Annotated in this window: 14 protein-coding genes; 5 read left to right on the top strand and 9 right to left on the bottom strand. The window is 46.0% G+C overall.

Annotation, left to right across the window (positions count from 1 at the left end; translation table 11 throughout):
• Positions 1 to 33: 33 nt before the first annotated feature.
• On the bottom strand, positions 34 to 648 hold the full coding sequence (locus BUB19_RS06800; RefSeq protein ID WP_073093760.1) for a DUF4230 domain-containing protein: 615 nt from the start codon (positions 646 to 648) through the stop codon (positions 34 to 36).
• Positions 649 to 937: 289 nt separating this feature from the next.
• On the opposite strand from BUB19_RS06800, the gene BUB19_RS06795 reads away from it, so the two are divergent.
• Positions 938 to 2,614 (top strand): AMP-binding protein, encoded by a 1,677-nt coding sequence (locus BUB19_RS06795; RefSeq protein WP_073093832.1) that lies wholly within the window; start codon positions 938 to 940, stop codon positions 2,612 to 2,614.
• On the opposite strand, the gene BUB19_RS06790 is transcribed toward BUB19_RS06795, so the two are convergent.
• The gene (locus BUB19_RS06790; RefSeq protein ID WP_073093759.1) at positions 2,615 to 3,190 is read right to left on the bottom strand and encodes a sugar O-acetyltransferase; all 576 of its coding nucleotides are present in this window, start codon (positions 3,188 to 3,190) and stop codon (positions 2,615 to 2,617) included.
• Positions 3,187 to 3,720, bottom strand: a complete 534-nt coding sequence (locus tag BUB19_RS06785) for a DinB family protein (protein WP_073093758.1) — start codon at positions 3,718 to 3,720, stop codon at positions 3,187 to 3,189. The genes BUB19_RS06790 and BUB19_RS06785 overlap by 4 nt, the downstream gene beginning before the upstream one ends.
• A 155-nt stretch (positions 3,721 to 3,875) precedes the next feature.
• Between BUB19_RS06785 and BUB19_RS06780 the strand changes: the two genes are divergently transcribed.
• The 3 genes from BUB19_RS06780 to BUB19_RS06770 all read left to right on the top strand — a co-directional run bounded on the left by BUB19_RS06780 (position 3,876) and on the right by BUB19_RS06770 (position 7,302).
• On the top strand, positions 3,876 to 5,267 hold the full coding sequence (locus tag BUB19_RS06780) for an exonuclease domain-containing protein (protein WP_245802792.1): 1,392 nt from the start codon (positions 3,876 to 3,878) through the stop codon (positions 5,265 to 5,267).
• 56 nt (positions 5,268 to 5,323) lie between these two features.
• Positions 5,324 to 6,340 carry an L-glyceraldehyde 3-phosphate reductase gene (gene mgrA / locus BUB19_RS06775; protein ID WP_073093757.1) on the top strand — a complete coding sequence of 339 codons (1,017 nt, stop codon included), beginning with the start codon at positions 5,324 to 5,326 and terminating at the stop codon, positions 6,338 to 6,340.
• Between the two features lie 164 nt (positions 6,341 to 6,504).
• Positions 6,505 to 7,302 carry a hypothetical protein gene (locus tag BUB19_RS06770; RefSeq protein WP_073093756.1) on the top strand — a complete coding sequence of 266 codons (798 nt, stop codon included), beginning with the start codon at positions 6,505 to 6,507 and terminating at the stop codon, positions 7,300 to 7,302.
• Between the two features lie 17 nt (positions 7,303 to 7,319).
• On the opposite strand, the gene BUB19_RS06765 is transcribed toward BUB19_RS06770, so the two are convergent.
• The 6 genes from BUB19_RS06765 to BUB19_RS06740 all read right to left on the bottom strand — a co-directional run bounded on the left by BUB19_RS06765 (position 7,320) and on the right by BUB19_RS06740 (position 16,820).
• Entirely contained in the window at positions 7,320 to 7,943 is a 624-nt protein-coding gene (locus tag BUB19_RS06765; protein WP_084097043.1) for a hypothetical protein, read from the bottom strand.
• Between the two features lie 39 nt (positions 7,944 to 7,982).
• Positions 7,983 to 8,696: an SIR2 family NAD-dependent protein deacylase gene (locus BUB19_RS06760; protein WP_073093755.1), complete on the bottom strand. Its 714-nt coding sequence runs from the start codon at positions 8,694 to 8,696 to the stop codon at positions 7,983 to 7,985.
• A gap of 21 nt (positions 8,697 to 8,717) precedes the next feature.
• The gene (locus BUB19_RS06755; RefSeq protein WP_073093754.1) at positions 8,718 to 10,520 is read right to left on the bottom strand and encodes an OmpA family protein; all 1,803 of its coding nucleotides are present in this window, start codon (positions 10,518 to 10,520) and stop codon (positions 8,718 to 8,720) included.
• 8 nt (positions 10,521 to 10,528) lie between these two features.
• The gene (locus BUB19_RS06750; protein WP_073093753.1) at positions 10,529 to 11,680 is read right to left on the bottom strand and encodes a hypothetical protein; all 1,152 of its coding nucleotides are present in this window, start codon (positions 11,678 to 11,680) and stop codon (positions 10,529 to 10,531) included.
• 434 nt (positions 11,681 to 12,114) lie between these two features.
• Positions 12,115 to 15,522 carry a DUF1080 domain-containing protein gene (locus tag BUB19_RS06745; RefSeq protein WP_073093752.1) on the bottom strand — a complete coding sequence of 1,136 codons (3,408 nt, stop codon included), beginning with the start codon at positions 15,520 to 15,522 and terminating at the stop codon, positions 12,115 to 12,117.
• A 32-nt stretch (positions 15,523 to 15,554) separates the two neighbouring features.
• On the bottom strand, positions 15,555 to 16,820 hold the full coding sequence (locus BUB19_RS06740; protein WP_073093751.1) for a Gfo/Idh/MocA family oxidoreductase: 1,266 nt from the start codon (positions 16,818 to 16,820) through the stop codon (positions 15,555 to 15,557).
• Between the two features lie 453 nt (positions 16,821 to 17,273).
• On the opposite strand from BUB19_RS06740, the gene BUB19_RS06730 reads away from it, so the two are divergent.
• Positions 17,274 to 17,495, top strand: coding sequence for a hypothetical protein (locus BUB19_RS06730; RefSeq protein WP_073093749.1), 222 nt, complete (start codon positions 17,274 to 17,276; stop codon positions 17,493 to 17,495).
• Positions 17,496 to 17,506: the final 11 nt, after the last annotated feature.

Here is a 17,506-nt window from a genome sequence, read left to right as displayed (position 1 = left end):
TGGAATTATAGCGTATTCCGGTACAAGGTACTTTCAAAACTCCAAACCCCGAAGTTCTTCAGGAGAATTGATGGTGGTTTCCTCAAAATGCAAACTCCAGCCCATGGTTTTGGTAAGGATATAAATCCTGGATAACTCGGTAAGTAATCGTTCCCTGGCGTCGGATTTCAGGTCGGATTGATTGATTTTTTCCTCCAGAATCGTATTGATCCTCCCCTTGATTTTGTTGTAATCCGCCGCATCGAATTTATTGAAATAATCCTGGCTGACATCGTAGTACTGCAAGTCTGGATAGATATTGACCTCTGGCTCGGGTATACTTGTAATCCGTACCTGCCGGGCCTCTGGATCAATTTCCGTTTGAATCTGGCGAAGATCATAGCCAATGGTCACCTTTGCATTCACGATCACCAGCGCTTTTTTATTGGCCGAGAAAATATCGAAGTAATTTCTTCGTGTATTTTTATAACTCAATATCTGGGAGAAATGGCCCTCTGTCACGATCAGCTTGCCCACCTGCTTGATTTCTTGTTCTATTAAAGCGGTATTGAGCTGTAATTCTTCTTTTTCCTTTCTCCGGTGTACGAAATAGAAGATCAATAAGAACAACAATATTGCCGTTAGGAGTCCGGCCAGAAACCTGTACATAATCTTTGTAAATAAAATTTAATCCGGGATTAAGCCGGAAAACAGACCGAATATAAATCTTCCGAAGCTGGATTTCAAGCTGGTAGCAGGCAGGCACTAAGATCTACCGGATTTTACTTGCAGGAAATCATCAAGCTGGTCCTGCCGGAGATGCGCACAGCCGTTTTATTTAAATGATTTTGGTGAAATTGAGGGCGCTGCAATATTATTGGAAATATCTTTTTTAAATAAGCCTTACATTGGATATCTTAGTAAAATTGCCTTTAACAATAACCTCAAAATGACAGATATGCAGGAGTTCCCATGGTTTAAGTTTTATCCAAAGTCCGTACCTACCTCCATAGATCCCGGGGAGTTCACCTGTGTGGTGGATTTGTTTGAAGAAAGCATCCAGAAATACGGAGATGCAGTAGCCTATGAATGCATGGGTAAGACACTATCATTCAATGAGCTGGATGCTTTGTCCCGGCAATTTGCCTGTTTTTTGCAGCATGAGCTTCAGATGAAAAAGGGAGATCGGATCGGCATTCAGATGCCCAACCTGCTACAGTATCCGGTGGCCATGTTTGGCGCTTTAAGGGCAGGGCTGATTGTGGTGAATACCAATCCCTTGTATACTGCTTCTGAGATGAAACACCAGTATTCCGATGCCGGCGTCAAAACGGTCGTCATTCTGGCAAATTTTGCCCATAACCTGGAAAAAATCAGCAAGGAATTGGGGATCAAGCATATCGTCACCACTGAAATCGGCGATCTTCTGGGAGGGCTAAAAGGGACCATTGTTAATCTGGTAGTCAAATATGTCAAGAAAATGGTACCGGCCTATTCCTTGCCCGGAGCCTGGACTTTTAATAAAGCCCTGGCTGCCGGGGAAAATAAAACCCTTGAAAAACCATCTTTAAAATCGGAGGATCTGGCATTTTTACAATACACCGGAGGCACTACGGGTGTATCCAAAGGGGCCATGCTGAGCCATGGAAACATCGTTGCCAATATGCAACAAATTTCTGCCTGGATGAAGCCCAAACTCAAAGAGCGGGAGGAGACCGTCATCACTGCCCTGCCCTTATACCATATTTTTGCTTTGACGGTCAATTGTCTGGCCATGATGAAGATTGGTGCCCACAATGTGTTGATCACCAATCCCCGGGATATGCCGGCATTTTGCAAAGAGCTGAAAAAGCATCCTTTCAGCGTATTTACAGGAGTGAATACCCTTTTCAACGGATTACTCAACCAGGCATCTTTCCGGGCACTTGACTTCAGCTCGCTGAAAATTGCCGTAGGAGGAGGGATGGCAGTACAAAAATCAGTCGCCAAACGATGGAAAGATGTCACCGGAACGCCGCTTGCAGAGGGCTATGGACTGACTGAAACCTCTCCGGTAGTCTCTTGCAACCCGATTGATGGCACCGAGCGATTGGGCACCATTGGCGTTCCGCTACCCAATACGGAGGTCCGGATTGTGGATGACGAAGGCAACTCTTTGCCTATGGGTGAAAGGGGAGAGTTGTGTGTCAAAGGGCCACAGGTAATGCCGGGCTACTGGCAAAGACCAGAAGAAACAAAAGATGCTTTTTTAGATGGATGGTTTAAAACCGGAGACATTGCGCTTCAGGATGAGGACGGCTTTTTACAGATAGTAGACCGGAAAAAGGAAATGATTCTGGTCTCTGGCTTTAATGTTTATCCCAATGAGGTAGAGGATGCCCTGGCTGCTCACGATGCCGTCGATGAGGTAGGCGTAATTGGCTTGCCGGACGAGAGATCTACTGAAAAGGTAGTGGCCTACGTGGTCAAAAATGATGCTCCGTTGACTGCCGACGAACTGATCGCTTTCAGCCGGGAAAACCTGACCAGCTACAAGGTGCCCAAAGAAGTTTATTTTGTCGATGAGCTACCCAAATCCAATGTCGGGAAGATTCTCAGGAGAGTGATACGGGAAAACCACAAAAAAAATAACTGATCAGGTCTCTTTTGGCCTCTCGTCGATAGATTTGATTATCCTGGCAGGATTGCCTCCTGCCAGGACATCTGCAGGGATGTCCTTGGTAACCACCGCTCCGGCCGCAATGATGCTTCTGGCGCCTATTGTCACTCCGGGGCAGACGATGGCACCGCCTCCTACCCAGACGTCGTTTTCTATATGGACGGGTTTTCCAAATTCCTGCAGGCTGCCACGAACTTCAGCATTTACCGGATGCGTCGCTGCATAGATATGAACACCGGGCCCAAACAGGCAACGATCCCCTATGGTGACAGGAGTGACATCCAGAATGACACAGTTAAAATTAAAAAACACCTGATCTCCGATTTGGATATTGTAGCCGTAGTCACAGAAAAAAGGTGGTTCAAGACCGAAATCATTCCCGATTTTTCCAAACAATTCGGTCAGTATTTCTTTTCTTTTGTGGTGTTCATCAGGAAAGCTGTCGTTTAGCACCTTCAGCAGGCGGCGGGCATGCGTTCTTTCTTTAGCCAGGGTTTCGTCGGATGCCAGGTACAATTCGCCGGCCAGCATTTTTTCCTTTTCTGATTTCATTGCAGTAGCGATTTGAGTTGGGAAAGGTGCCTTTTCTCGTGGTGGATAATGATTTCAAATGCATCATCCAGGGTATAGACAATCCAGTCGCTTGCCGGTGAGCTGATCATGGTATTCCGGTCAAGCAAAGGATCTAGTTGCTGAATATACCCGGATAGCTCATCCTGCTGCTTAAAAAATGCAGTCAGTAAATCGTTGTTGTAACTGCTGCCTGAAGGTTCCCAGGATTTAAAAGTCTTCGTTTTCATTGGTTTTTTGGTGGCGGTCAATATCATTTTACCCATTTGTTTGCCGACAAAGGGGACTTTTCCGAGAAGCGGGCTTTTGTGTGTGTTGTTTTTTAACCGGTCAAAAATGGGGAAATAGGAGGTGTTGACCAGAATCAGGTGCTGGATCATTTCCATTGGGCTCCAGTGGTTTGGATCAGGCTTTTGGTTCAGTCTGGTCAAATCATGAGCACTGAGCAATTTTTCAAATTCCCAGGTGATTTGGGTCAGTTCCATTTGCCAGGTATCGGCTTTTTCTTTCATTAAAGTTTGGATTAATCTGTAACTAGTGGTTTACCGGGTTGATGATGCTGAAAATTATACTGGTCAAAAACGGAGTATAAAACTTAATATTACGCATTTGGCAGAAAGAATTCAAGAAAGAAAACAAAACATTCCATTTCCAATTTTGCCGACTAATGCCTTTATTTATATTTCCATTGATGTACGCCATTGTCGATATTGAAACTACCGGAGGATTTTCTGCGAATAACCGCATTATAGAAATCGCGATTGTTTTTCATGACGGAGAGAAAATCACAGGCCACTATGAGCAGCTACTGGATCCCGGGCGGCCTGTGCCAGGATTTATTACCGGGCTCACGGGTATTGACTCAGGCATGCTGGATGGGGCTCCCACCTTTGAACAAGTAGCGGATGAATTGCTGGAGCTGCTTGAAGGCAAAGTTTTTGTCGCGCACAATGTGTCATTCGACTATAATTTTATCAAACGGGAGTTTGAAGCGGTCAACAAAATGTTTAAACCAAAAAGGCTTTGTACCGTCAGGCTTAGCAGAAAGATATTTCCAGGATTAAAAAGTTACAGTCTCGGCCGGTTATGTGAGTCGAGGGGCATACAGGTTCGGGATCGGCACCGTGCATTGGGCGACGCCTGGGCGACAGCTCTTCTTTTCGGCCAGTTGCTTCAGGCGGATGAACTGGACGAAATAAGTCAGGCGGTTAGGGGCAGAAACAAGGCGCTGAGCTTACCTCCGAATATCAGCAGGGAACAATACGAGGCATTGCCCGAGGCTACCGGGGTGTATTATTTTCATGATCAAAATGGTAAAGTAATATACATCGGGAAGGCCATCAACATCAAAAGTCGCTTTATGGGGCATTTTACCGGTAAATCCAAAATCAATCTCAAAAGCGAGATATTCGATGTCAGTTTTGAATTGACCGGTAGCGAATTGCTGGCATTGCTCCTGGAAGCCATGGAGATAAAAAGACTCTGGCCCAAATACAACCGTTCCCTGAAAGTCAGATCGGTTTCCTGGGGGATTTATTCTTACCTGGATCAGGAGGGCTTCATCCGATTTCAAATCAACAAAATTGTTCCTGGCGTAAAGCCGCTAATGTCGTTTACGGACCATGCGGAAGCGTGGAAGTGCCTCTCTGATAAAATTGACACCTATACGCTCTGTCCCAAGTTGAGCGGCATACAGAAGACCGCGGGAGCCTGTTACGATTTTCAGTTTGGTAAATGCAGCGGGGCTTGCTGTGCAAAGGAGAACGCCGTTGCCTACAACCAGCGGGCAGAGGCAGCTTTTGGAGAAGATTTGGGAGAGGGAGAGCGGTTTCTGATAAAGGACAAGGGAAGAGGCCCGGAGGAAGAAGTGGTATTGCTTGTCGAAGAGGGTTTTTTATCGGCCTTTGGCTACGTGGATCAGGCCATGGATTTCAGCCATGTTGACGAGGTGCTGGGCTGCCTTAAGCCTGTCAAAAGGGTGGTAGAAACCCGACTGCTGCTTCGATCTTTTATCAGCAGGTTTTCCAGTGATCGCATCATCCCACTGTCTTCCGGATAATATTTGTTTGTACCATTTGGATAGTCATTTCAATCACCATAAATAGCATATTTACTATGGAAATAAACGATCAGGACCCTTTACTTCCCTACCTGCCAAACCCCTCCCGGTATGGGAACATGGAATTCAGAAGATGCGGAAAAAGTGGGCTGGACCTGCCCATGATATCTCTGGGCTTGTGGCATAATTTTGGACACAGCGACGATTTTAAAAATGGCAGAACGATTCTTAGAACTGCCTTCGACCTGGGGATTACCCATTTTGACCTGGCCAATAACTATGGGCCACCTTACGGTTCTGCAGAAGAAAACTTCGGGCGTATTTTCAGAAAAGACTTTCGATCTCTGCGGGACGAATTGCTGATCTCATCCAAGGCAGGATGGGACATGTGGCCGGGTCCCTATGGCAACTTTGGTTCCAAAAAATACCTTGTCGCCAGCCTGGACCAAAGTCTCAAAAGGATGGGCCTGGACTATGTGGATATCTTTTACCATCACCGGCCAGACCCTGACACACCTTTGGAAGAGACCATGGGTGCTTTGGATTTGATCGTCAGGCAGGGAAAGGCGCTATATGTAGGGATATCTCAATACAGTGCGGCAGATTCGGCAAAAGCATCACAAATTTTAAAAGATTTGGGTACGCCCTGTCTGATCCATCAGCCCCGCTACAGCATGATGGACAGGTGGGTAGAGGATGGACTGCTGGACACATTGGAATCAGAAGGGATAGGAGCGATCGCCTTTTCTCCCCTGGAACAGGGTGTATTGACCGATAAGTACCTCAATGGTTTTCCTGAGGATTCCAGGGCAGTCCGGGACGGAAGGTATCTGGATACAGGTAAGATTACGCCGGATCTGCTGGCGAAAGTGAAAAGACTGAATGGCCTGGCCAGGGACAGGGGGCAGAGCCTGGCTCAGATGGCCATTGCCTGGTTGATGAAAGACAAGCGGATAACTTCTGTATTGGTAGGAGTGAGCAGGGCAGAGCAGCTACAAGACAATGTCAATAGTTTAAAAAAGCGCGATTTCACTGCATCAGAACTCGAGGAAATAGAAAAGATACTGGCCTAAAGCTGTAGCGGTCCAAAGAATTGATGTACCCTGAACAAGGCTTCGCTTGTTCAGGGTTTTTATTTTACAATACAAATGAATCCTAATGGCTAAAAAAACGGATAATCGGTATATTTTTTGTTTTAAACTTTGTATATTGTCTTTGTACCCAAATAACCAAAGTCATGAAAAAGCAGCTAACAGGATTGTTCGTCACATTATTGGTCTGTTTTCACTTATACGGACAGGAACAGCAGTATTTGGTCTTTGAATTTATCAAAGTGGAGCCAGACAAGGTGCTGGATTATTTGGAATACAAGGATTTTTTGGCCAATGTTCACAAGATATCCAAAGAACAAGGACATATCAATGGATGGGATCTCTGGTCCCTGCAATCCGGTTCGGATCTGGAAGGGGAAAATTTTCAATATGTTACTGTTACCTATTACAGTGATCCGGTTAAAATGATGAATGGGAATGATATGGATCAGTGGGTAGCCAATGCTTTGAAAGCTTATCCGGACATGTCCGAAGAAGAAGCGAGGCAAAAAATGAGGGATGCACTGGATATGCGGGACCTTGCTGTGAGGAGTTATATGGTCGAAGTGGCCAGAACTGACGATGATTTTGAATTCCGACCGGGTATTCTCGCCTCCTTTGACCTGATGAAGGCGGTAGAGGGGAAATTTCAGGATTACGAAAGAGCGGAACAGGAAGTTTTTTTACCCCACCACCAGCGGAAGATAAAGGCCGACTTAATGGAAAACTGGTGCTTTTTACGGACCGCCCTACCAACAGGGAGTGAAGCCAAATCCACGCACATGACCATGAATGTCTATTCGGATTACCTTCAGTTTTTTAATTCTATGGAATTTGAGGACATGGAAATTACCGATGAGCAGCAGCTGGCCGTAGAAGAAGGGCTGAATTCCAGGGATCAGAAATGGGTCTACCTGGCCACCCTTGAGACTGTGGTAAGGTGATTTCCAGCGCCAGACGGTCAGGGATTAAAGACTTCATTTTTCCAACCGAATTTTCTGCAGAGTAATACCATCAGGAAATTAAGGCCGGAATGGAAAATGACCAGCAAGCCTATGGCCAGCAGGGGGACGCCTAAGATCTGATATGGCCAGAAATAGGTCCAGACTCCCATATTGATGGTAATGATCTCCCCATAGGTCGGAAATATCATGGCCACTAGTAAAGTAATGATGATTTTTACAGACAATTGCCTGGTTCCGGATAGTAGAAACAGGTCCTTTTCAAGCTGGTAGATAAAGGTAAAGGCCAGTGCCCAGGCGAAAGGCAGCCAAAAGGGGAAGGATCTGTCCGGGCCCAGATCATGGTATTCCCAATAGCCAAAATAGATCCCCCAAAGCTCGCAGCAAACTCCCAGCACTCCGCTCAATATGGCGCCGGTAAGATATACCTGCCTGTCTGCTGCAGGTGATTGCCATCTTTTTGTCAACGTATATACCAAATAACTGGCCAGAAAAAGAGCTACCCAGCCATCTTCGGAATGGAGGTATCCAATAAATATTCCGGCAAGGGTTAATTTGAGCGTGTTTTTTCCCAGTATTTTCGCCAGGGAGGCCTGTGGCCGTTTTCTTGTTGCTGTTTTCAAAATGACAGGATTAAAAACAAATGTAAAAAAAATCTGAGGTTAGTCCTCAAACTCCCACGATTGCAATGCTTTTTCCATTTTTGCTACTCCGGTACCCGCTTTTTCAGCGATAGGAAAGAGGTTGGCTATAGGGTAGAGAGAAGGAATACTGGGGTCAATGATAAATTTGGGAATGGCTTCCTCAGCGTAGTCAATGAGGCCGGCAGCTGGATACACCAGCATGGAGGTGCCAATAACGGCCAATGCTTCCGCTTGAGAGACTGCCGCAATGGCTTCCACCATTTTGGGTACAGGTTCCCCAAACCAAACGACAAAAGGCCTCAATTGAGAACCTTTTTCGCAGGTATCCCCCAGTTTTAGTTCCCAGCCATCGATCGGGTAGGTGATTCGCGGATCTACTGTGCTTTGTGATTTGCACAGTTCCCCGTGAAGGTGGATGATGTGCGAAGAACCGGCTTTTTCATGAAGGTCATCTACATTCTGCGTGATGATGGTCACCTCATAGGAGTCTTCAAGTTCGGCAAGTTTCAGGTGTGCGGCATTGGGTTTGGCCTTAAGACAGGCTTTCCTGCGCTGGTTGTAAAAATCGAGAACCAGTGCCCTGTTTTTGTTCCATCCTTCCGGCGTGGCAACTTCAGCCAGGTCGTGACCTTCCCAGAGCCCATTGTCATCCCGGAAGGTTCTGATACCACTTTCAGCTGAAATACCCGCTCCCGTCAAGACTACCAGCCTTCGTTTTTGTCGTAGCTCCATAAGCATCTCTTTTTTACAAAATTAAAACAAGATCTGTAATTCTACCACCCGATCCTCTTTTCTCGGCTTTTTCACTTCACTTCTGACCAATAATGCCCCCGGGAGTAGCTGTATTCTATCTGCCGGAATTCCATGTTGTATTCTTAAAACTTCAGCTACAGCCTGCGATCTTTTCTCAATTAACGCCATGTTGTATGAAATACTTCCGGTATGGTCTGCGAAGCCCTTAATGGAGATTGCTGCCTTCGGGTAATCGTAGAGGGTGCCGGCGATTTCTTTCAATTTTTCGAAAGCAGGCGCGGACAACTCACTTTTCGCATTTTCGAAATAGATCATTACCCGAGTGACCGGCAATTTCATTCTTTCTTTTTTTAAACTGTCTCCATGGGTCGTTACCGGAACCGGGATAAAAATGGTATTGGAAAAGCCCGGGTTGAATAATTTTGAAGGTACCGGAGCCCTGTTGACTTCGTATACCGGATTTATATCTCTTTTCTGCATCGGTTCAGGGCTTTTGGGTATGTTTGACTGAAAACCAGAGCTGTCCGCAGCGGCTGGTAATGTAGGATCCGCTGCGTTATTTAGAGAGGATAAGGCAGCAATAGGAGGTACCCAAAATAGCCAGCTCGCACTTCTGTCTGGCTGGGTAGATCTAAGCGGTATGCCAGTGGAATTTGTCCCCGATCTTCGGATATCCTGATATCCATATTGATTACTGCGCTGACCGTATTCTTCGAATCCGGAATGACCATACACGATCCTATTCTGGCTTGCCTCAGGTCTGAATCTAGTTCCCTGTTGGCCTGCATCCGGACTTCCTGGGTAGGAATAATAATAAATGGTCTCATTTGCCCCGGTTCTGTCGCTAATACCAGGGTCGGCTTCTTTCATTGGTTCAGGTTTGGCCTGTGTAGTAACGTTGATTCCTCTCTCAGTCAAGCTAACCGTGGCATTTAGAGAGAGCAAACCGTTTTCATTCTCAGATGGCTGCGTCTCTGCTGACAAAACCTGCCGGGTGGCTTTCGTTGAAGGGTTGATTACGCTGGCACGATAGGCTTTTTCAGAAGGAACGAAACTGAATTTAAGACCCATTCGGTGATGTACCAGCCATCCGAGAGGAGGTGAATTTTTTCCCAGAGGAGCGCTTTGATTCAGCATACCAAAGTAGGTATTTTCATCGTTTATCTGGCTCAGGTTGCCCTCAATATCCGATTGGAAAAACACTTCCAACTGCTTGCTCACTTTTAGCCGGGTGCCGAACCCGGCCGACCAGTACAGATTGTTTTTTGAATACTCAAATCCTGAATCCTCATTTATTATTATGGTTGGTAATGGCTCAATGGCCATCTTCACCTGCTGTCCTTTTCCTTCCCGGTAAATCCATCCGGCACCAATACTAAGGTAAGGGGCAAAAAAAGCATTTTCTCCAAGCAATTTGCCATTATCCGTTCTCAGCATCAGCGAAGTACCAAACGTGGTAGCTGTAGTTTCAATTTCCCGTATCCGAAGAATCCCGGAATTTTGCACGGCACCATTTGGGCTGGTCTCAGATAAGGTGTATCTGCTCCCCGAAAGCGCCAGGCTTAATCCAGGGCTCAACCTTTTTTCAATACTCAGGGTCCAATTTTTCTCCGGACGGAGTGGTTGATCCAATTCATAAATGCGTTTCAGATCCGAAAATTTATTTATTTGATAAGAATTCAGGGAGCGGCTGAAATCCGTCCCCAACCCTACTCTCCATTTATAGGGGTACAATTGCCCATAGCTTGATGTAGTGGCAAATAATAATAGAAAATAAAAAAGGGGCAGACTTTTGCGTATCATCGATCTAACTATTTGTTGAAACCAACCCAAACATTAAATTCTGCAGAGAAGCCGACAAATGGATATAAGGTTATGTTCTCAATATTGGCATTCACATCTGAGGCGGTGAGCACCGTACCAACATTGAATCTCAAAATCCTGAACATGCGGTAACCCAACCCAATATATACCGGACGGCCGATCAATGGCCCGCTGATTTCCGTATCGTTACTATCCTCCATGTTGGAAAAGAAGACACCGGTTGAAACGGATGCATTTCCTAGAAACCGGGTAAAGCTCCTGTTGCCTAAGGGGACAGATATACCTGCAAATGCAGATGTACCATAATCCAGATCATTGAAGCCTCCGCTAAAATAGGTACCGGCATAACCGAGGTTAAGAGGGAGGTAAAAAGGCTTTTTCTCGGTAGGATAATTTTTTAGCTCGCGAACATCTACCAACATCAACAGACTTGTACGCAGGTACTGGTCTACTTCGGCATGCAGCAGATCAATAAGCTCATTTTTAAGTTGGTTCATGTATTCTGCCTGTCCATTTGCATTGGAATCCTCATTTTTAGACAAAAGGTTGAATCTGGCTCCTTTTAGCTTTACATCCTTTAATTGCTCCAATTTGATTTTTACCATATCGCTGAATCCCAGGAATTCCTGCGTAAGGGGATGGGTGTAATTTTGCAATCCCTGAATAACTATTTGATCCAGATGCGTCAACATGGCTTTCGGATTGGTAAGGGCACTGATGCCTCGCTTGGTGGCAATAAAATTTGCATTGACATAAGAGGCCAGATTTGATTGCAGCGCTTCCTGAAGGCCAAGCATTTCCTCATCAGAGGCGAGGATGTAATAATAGAACTTCAATGTATAATTTTCATTGCTGCGCAGTGGATAGGCCACAAAAAGTTCATAATTTTTAGGTTCGCTCTGGTATGCAGCCTTCCAGGAGTACCCATCCGCCAGGTTTTCATTTTTTTTACTTTTATAGATAGAAAGTTCCACGCGTTTGATTCCCTCTGGCAGGTTGCCCTGAATATAAAATGGTTCTTCTGAAGGTAGTGGGCGGCCACGGTTGATTTTATTTTCTTCAGGAGAATAAAGGACGGATTGCTCCTGCGCTATGGCAGGCAGATTGATTAGGGCCACGAATAATAAAATTTTTCTCATTTAATCAGGGGTTTGGATGGTTGGTATACAAGTTATTGTTATTTCGCATATGAGTCTTATTACCAATGTAATCGGGATCAAAAATTGATCCTATTTGAGCTGAAAACGCCTTAGAAAACAATACAAAAACGGGGAACTTCTGTGACTTTGAAACTGCCGGATAGAAACTTTGTTGGGCGGGTAAAGAATAATTTTGGACAGATAAAAATCGACTAGCAAGTAACTCTCTGATGATCAGAAAGAAAGCTGATAAAAAATACGGAGCTTCAGAGACCGCGATGAAGAAATCTTTTTTTGTCAGATGTACGGCCCTTTTTTTGACTTGTTAGTATTTTTTCCGGGGCAGCAAAACCTTACAGAACAGGTTTTAGCGGAAAGCAAAAAAGGCTGCCTCAGAAACGAGACAGCCTTTGATATTTTCGAAATCGGGCCTTTTACAATTCTTTTACACGGATATCTTTAAAATATACGATATCGCCGTGACCCAAGAAGCCTATATGTCCTTTCTCCCGGAAAAGGCCCGGATGTTCTCTTCCATCCAGCGTACCATCTTTTTTCGCTTCCGCAATATTGACGTCCAATATTTCGGTTCCGTTTAAAATCACCCGGATCTGGTCACCCTTGACGATTACCCGCTGCTCGTTCCATTCTCCTACAGGATTTTGATGTCCTTTTTCAGCGGCAGCTACGCCATACAGAGATCCGTGATATTGGTAGGGCTTAAGCTGGCTGTAAATTTCCGCTGTATCGTCAAGAATTTGCAGTTCCATGCCTACATAAGCTGCATCTCCTTCCATTGGGGTCCTGATGCCAAGGCCATTGTTGGCACCCGGAGTAAGCTTAAAGGAAAAGCGGAATTCAAAATCACCGTATTCCTTTTCAGTAAGCAGGTTGCCCTGACCGCCACGGTCGGGATAGATGGCCAAAACCCCATTGTCTACTACATAGTCGGTTTTATTTCCGGTCCATTTGTCGAGGTGGGTACCGTCAAACAGGACCTCAAACCCTTCTTCCTTTTCCGCTTCACTGAGTTCAAACTTTGGAGCACCCACCAATTCTCTGATATAGATATCGCGGTAAGCTACATAGGTTCCATGGGCCTGTAGTTCGATCTGCCCTTCCGGAAAAATGGACTGCTCGCGATCCCAGTAGTTTTCCAGTGTTACCTCGTCTACAACCAGTTCACCGTTCAGATATACAGTTACTTTTTCTCCCTGCATTTTGATGTGAAAGGTATTCCACTCGCCCACTGGATTGTCGGCCAGTTTCAAAGGCTTGCTGGGATGCTTTTGGTTGTTATAAAGTCCTCCGGAGCCGACTTCAGCACCTACGTCTGTCCTTGCAGGATCCCATATCTGTACCTGGGGTGTGCCTCTCAGGTATATCCCTGCATCTCCGTCTTCAGTGATTTTCCAATCTACAAACATTTCGAAATCTCCGTAGTCTTTGGTGGCAGCGATATTCTGGCCTTCTCCCAGAAACACCAGGAGTCCATCTTCGGCTTTCCAGCCTTTTTCCATCATTTCATTGGCTTTGTTCTGCTCCCGTTTGTAGGCACTTTCACTCATAGTTGCCCTTTGTATGGGGTTGCTGAACACACCTTTCCATCCATCCAGGTTTTCTCCGTTGAAGAGGGCATAAAATCCCCTGCCCTCGGGCATTTCATCCAGATATTTCTGTAGGGACGTTTTGTAATACTGGCTGTCTTGTCCGCTGATGACGGCAATGGTTTTTTCTACGATCTCCCTCACTTTGTCACCGAATATGGTATCGTTATTCAGTACGATCTTCATTACTGCACGGGCAGCGCTTTGTTGGTAAGCAGCTTTCTCCTGGTAGGCTGCTGCTACCAACAGCGCCTGGAAGGTCGGGTAATTCCCGATTTGTTCAAGGGCGGCCTTAATGGTTTCTCCTTCTTCCGCAAGATTTAACGAATTTCTTAGCATCAGGACCTTCTGGGTATCAGGGCTGTTTACCGAAGCCACCAGGCGGATATATCCCATCAGGGCGGCTTCTATTTGCGCCCGATTGTTTGAATTTCTGGCAATGTGAAGCAGAGGTCCGGTGGCTTTGGCGTCATCGGCCTGGTTTAGTGCTGAAACAACGGCTTGTCGCTGTGCGGTATTTCCATTTTCATAGATGTCCTGCAATTTTTCCAATGCCAGATTGCCACCGGTTTTGGCAAGCACCTTATACAAATACATTTGCTTGTCCCCGGCAAGTTCTGGCAGCAACTCCATGGCCCAGTTGGTTTCGGTAAGCACATCATCCTTTTGGGCATTGGCCACGATGATCGCATCCTGGATTTTCTCCAGGTTTGCAGGATCAGTAGTTTCTTTCAATAGCGATACCAACTGATCGAGATCGGATGCCGTGGAAATGGAGGAGAGGGCAGTCATTGCGGCTTCCTTTACTTCTGGCGAATTGCTTCTGGCAGCATTCAATACTACATCTACCTGATCTTCTGCGGCCCGTGATGCAAGCAGTTTCAGTAGCAGCACTTTATTTTCCGGACTGGCATCGGGTATTCTGGAGGCGTAGGCTGCCGTCACATTGTCTCCGTCCATGCTTTTTAGCGCTTTTACAATGGCTTCGGTTTCAGATTCGCTGGCTGAGGGCAGTTTGTCCAGTAAATTTTCGAGTGCCAGACTTTCCCCGGCGTTTACCACTGCAGGTATGGCGGCCATACGCACCGCCTCATCTTCACTTTGCAGGTAAGGAACAATGGCACCCGCGATGGAGTTATCTTTCACTTCTCCCATTCTGCGAATGATGGCAGCTTTTACTTCAGGAGATCCCTTTTCCAGGGTTTTTTTCCAATCATCCAGTTCAGAGACAAGGTCTTCGTCCGACAGGAGTTTAAGGGCTGTCCCACGATACCTGAAGTTATCGCTTGAAGCTGCTTCCTGTAGCCATTTACCCGACTTGTCCGGGTTGTATTTCGCCATCAAACCCAAAGCTCCTGCTTTGGTATGGTAATGGTCTGCGGCGCTGGTCTTCTTATGAAGTTTTCTGGCCAGTTTGAATGCAGTTTTGGCCTGACTTTTTTCTCCCAGATTGTCGATATACCTCAGGTATAGTGCAGATGCATTGCTGGCATCAAAGGTGAATTGGGCACTTTCTGCGGCCGCATAAAAGGTTTTGGCACTGGCGGGATCTGCAATATTGGCCAGGGCATAAAGCGCGACTTTTTGAACAGCCGGATTGTCAGATGTGGCAAATGGCGTTATTTCGGCCAATGCTTCTTTACTGCCAAAATCTCCCAAAGCTTCAATAAAATTGAGCTGCCGGGCCTGGTTTTCACTTGCCCCTAAAGCAAGTATAAGCGCTCTTTCGGCTGAGCTGGAACCAATATTCGCCAATATACGGGAAGCGATACCGGACAAGCGCTCGTCCTGAAGGTAGGGCTCTATATAAGGAATGGCATCTTCTTTGGCGATCCACTTTAATTGGGTCAGCAAAAAGTGTTTTGACTCAGGATCATTTAACTTATCCAAAGCCTTTCCATAGGCCTGCACGGCAGTTCTGGCGAGCTGGTCTTTTCCTGACTCACTGGCATAGAAGGCAAATCCTGCCAATGCATATTCCAGGTTCTCGTTGTTGCTTCCGGGTTGTAGCATGGTCGCCATCTGGCTGATACCATTTTCGCCAAGGTCTTCCATTTGCTGCATGGCTGTTTCCATGGCCTGCGCATTTGGCGCGGGAAACCGGTTGAGTAAATCAGCAATCTTGGTGGCGGTGGTCCGCCCATCGTCCAATTGATTTTGTGCCCTTCCGAAAAATACCTGTCCCACTAGCAGTGAAAGGATCAGGGCAGTCTTAAATATTGTTTGTTTTTGCATGTTACTGGATTGATTCTTTATTGATAAACAGATCAAATGGTGTAAGGTGCCCGCATGGGTTGGTCAACGAGGCGGTTAGCTCCTTCGTCATTGATAAATTGTTGTTTTTCCGGGTCAAATTCCAGGCTTCTCCCCAGTCTCAATGCTACCAGCCCCATATTTACCAAAGTACAGGAGCGGTGCCCGTTCTGCTCATTTAATGCGAATTTTTTTCTGTTTTTTACCGCATCTACAAAGTCTGTCACCTGAGGATCTGGGTCCGGAAACTGTGCCAGTTTGCGTTCCATATTTGGGATATCGGATTTAAACCCCCTGTAAAGTTTGCCGTTGGGTCCCTCAATATAGGGAGCCTCCGTGGTGCCCTCGCCATCCAGAATGATCTGACAGCCATCTTCATAGGTATAGGTGATCTTCCTCCAGGTACCCACTGCATCGGGATGTTGCTGCGGCGCATCAATATCAACCCGTATAGGATTGGTGTGATCTTTGCCAAGAAAGTACTGGATGGGGTCCATATAATGCTGACCCATATCTCCCAATCCGCCTCCATCATAGTCCCAATATCCCCTGAAGGTGCCATGTGTACGGTGCTCGTGATAAGGCTTAAACGGCGCCGGCCCCAGCCAACGGTCGTAATCCAGTTCTCTGGGTACCGGCATGGGTTGCAGCCCGGTTTTTCCTACCCAGTAAAATTTCCAGTCAAATCCTGTCAGTTTTCCGACAGTTACTTTTAACGGCCAGCCCAGCATTCCGGAATCCACCAGTTTTTTGATGTTTTTTACCTCTGTATTCATGCCGTAAAAATTGGCATCAAATCGAAACCAGGTGTTCAGTCTGAAAATATTGCCATGCTGTTTGACAGCTTCTACTACTTTTTTTCCTTCTCCAATCGTTCTGGTCATCGGTTTTTCACACCAAATGTCCTTGCCTTCCCGTGCGGCATCTACTGCCATGATTCCGTGCCAGTGGGGCGGTGTAGCGATATGAACAATATCAACTTCCGGCAACTGAATAAGCTCACGGTAGTCTGCAAAAGTCTTTACCCCTTTACCGAGTGTCTCCTGTGCAATACCTATATGTCTGGTGTCCACATCGCAGATGGCTACCGTCTTTGTACCGGCATAATTGAAATGCCCGCGTCCCATACCACCAACTCCGATGATTCCTTTGGTGAGGTGGTCGCTTGGCGCCAGATGCCCTTTGCCCAATACATGTCTGGGCACAATGCTGATGCCGCCAAGTGCCAAAAGACTACCTTTGATAAAGGATCTTCTGGAATTTTTTGTTTTATGATCCATGATTATACAAATTTTTTTTCTATCAACACGTGAATATATTTCCTTGAAAAAGGATAAACAAATAAAATGGGACATTGGGTGATATATTGCTGTGAACAACCCCTTCGAAAAGTGGAGAACGGCAAAAAGCCCTGATGGACGCTTTCTCCCTGATCCGGTGTAAGGCGGGGGCGCCTGCATACCCTGGCTACAGGCGAGGGCATTTCACTAGATGTATACAATCAAAAAATTACCAAAATCATCCTAATTGGAATGGTTTTGGTACGCCATTGGTAGCTTCAATTGTAAATGTGTGGTTCGAAATTGTGCAGTAAGGCACTAGGATAAGCTGAGGCAGAGGAGCCAAAATGGAATGTGAATCAATTGAAGGAGATTGGTTGGAAAATCAAGACGCACATTCGGGCTTAGCAGAAACGATCGGTTTTGACCACGTTAAAATAAAAATAGAAAATTATGAAAACCCAAGACAACAAGAACAGGAAAGAAGAAGATTTTGAAGACAACAGTTTCGATAAGGCACAGGAAGAAGCGCAGGACGGTAAGGGACCAAAGACCAGGAAAAAAGAGCCTGAAAAAAAGGGAGACGAAAAATCCAGAGACGAATTGATGCGAGCCAAAGAGGCGGATAAAGAGTGGAGTAGTGAAAGCGATAAATTCAGGCGAGACAATGCATGAAGGCAACCGTA

It is taken from the genome of Cyclobacterium lianum (assembly GCF_900143075.1).
Lineage (GTDB): Bacteria > Bacteroidota > Bacteroidia > Cytophagales > Cyclobacteriaceae > Cyclobacterium > Cyclobacterium lianum.
This window is presented reverse-complemented; position numbering and strand designations above follow the sequence as displayed.